Annotated in this window: 1 protein-coding gene, 1 tRNA gene and 2 rRNA genes; 1 reads left to right on the top strand and 3 read right to left on the bottom strand. The window is 52.8% G+C overall.

The annotated features are described in order from the left end of the window. Positions 1 to 111 (bottom strand): 23S ribosomal RNA (locus GRH90_RS25815); the annotation flags it as partial. A gap of 66 nt (positions 112 to 177) precedes the next feature. Between GRH90_RS25815 and GRH90_RS25820 the strand changes: the two genes are divergently transcribed. After that, positions 178 to 414, top strand: coding sequence for a hypothetical protein (locus GRH90_RS25820; protein WP_162368810.1), 237 nt, complete (start codon positions 178 to 180; stop codon positions 412 to 414). Positions 415 to 461: 47 nt separating this feature from the next. Here the strand turns inward: GRH90_RS25820 and GRH90_RS25825 are convergent. Beyond that, a tRNA-Glu gene (locus GRH90_RS25825) sits at positions 462 to 537 on the bottom strand. Positions 538 to 766: 229 nt separating this feature from the next. Next, positions 767 to 1,423, bottom strand: a 16S ribosomal RNA gene (locus tag GRH90_RS25830); the annotation flags it as partial.

Here is a 1,423-nt window from a genome sequence, read left to right on the forward strand (position 1 = left end):
CGCCGGCTGATAGCGCTTCATATCAGCTCACCGGCGCATTTCGCGGATTAGCACGTCCTTCATCGCCTCTGACTGCCTAGGCATCCACCGTGTACGCTTATTCACTTAACCTCACAACCCTAAAGTGTCTGCGGAATGGCTGCGAAAGGCCCCTGCCGGTGTTGCGCGGTGCTCGCCATGCTCATGGACAGACAGTCCACTCCGCTGGCTGCGCGCCGTGCGCCTTGGCCGGTGCTTTCTCGCTCATCCCTCAACATGGCCATCATCGACACGACGACCGGTTTAGGTTTGCTTGCTTTGAGAGAATCGCATACTGATTTTGCTCAGCATGTTTTTTTTCAAATTTTCAGCTTGTTCCGGATTGTTAAAGAGCGGTATTTCGCAGCATACTCGTTAGAGTGTGCTCTGAAATGATCAGACAATGCGTGATGGTCTGCTTAACAGGTCGTATCAAAAGAGTTTGGCGTCCCCTAGGGGGTTCGAACCCCTGTTACCGCCGTGAAAGGGCAGTGTCCTAGGCCACTAGACGAAGGGGACACGGAAAATGCTGGCAACGCAACGCGTTGCTTTTCCGTGTAAGGCGAAACTTTCATTAATGAAAGTAAGCGGCCTCTTTCTAGTCGACCAACGCATCGCGTTGCCCTCCTATCATCGGACGATGCCTTGCACGTGCGAAGCCGGGCTTCACGTGTAAAACCATACGTACTGTTGCTCAATACAGTTATCAGACAATCTGTGTGGACACGTCACATTACGTATCTTTCGGTAAGGAGGTGATCCAACCGCAGGTTCCCCTACGGTTACCTTGTTACGACTTCACCCCAGTCATGAATCACAAAGTGGTAAGCGCCCTCCCGAAGGTTAAGCTACCTACTTCTTTTGCAACCCACTCCCATGGTGTGACGGGCGGTGTGTACAAGGCCCGGGAACGTATTCACCGTGGCATTCTGATCCACGATTACTAGCGATTCCGACTTCATGGAGTCGAGTTGCAGACTCCAATCCGGACTACGACGCACTTTGTGAGGTCCGCTGGCTCTCGCGAGGTCGCTTCTCTTTGTATGCGCCATTGTAGCACGTGTGTAGCCCTACTCGTAAGGGCCATGATGACTTGACGTCATCCCCACCTTCCTCCGGTTTGTCACCGGCAGTCTCCTTTGAGTTCCCGCCATTACGCGCTGGCAACAAAGGATAAGGGTTGCGCTCGTTGCGGGACTTAACCCAACATTTCACAACACGAGCTGACGACAGCCATGCAGCACCTGTCTCACAGTTCCCGAAGGCACAACCTTATCTCTAAGGTCTTCTGTGGATGTCAAGAGTAGGTAAGGTTCTTCGCGTTGCATCGAATTAAACCACATGCTCCACCGCTTGTGCGGGCCCCCGTCAATTCATTTGAGTTTTAACCTTGCGGCCGTACTCC

This window comes from Acerihabitans arboris, assembly GCF_010131535.1.
In the GTDB taxonomy this organism is placed as follows: Bacteria; Pseudomonadota; Gammaproteobacteria; order Enterobacterales; family Enterobacteriaceae; genus Acerihabitans; species Acerihabitans arboris.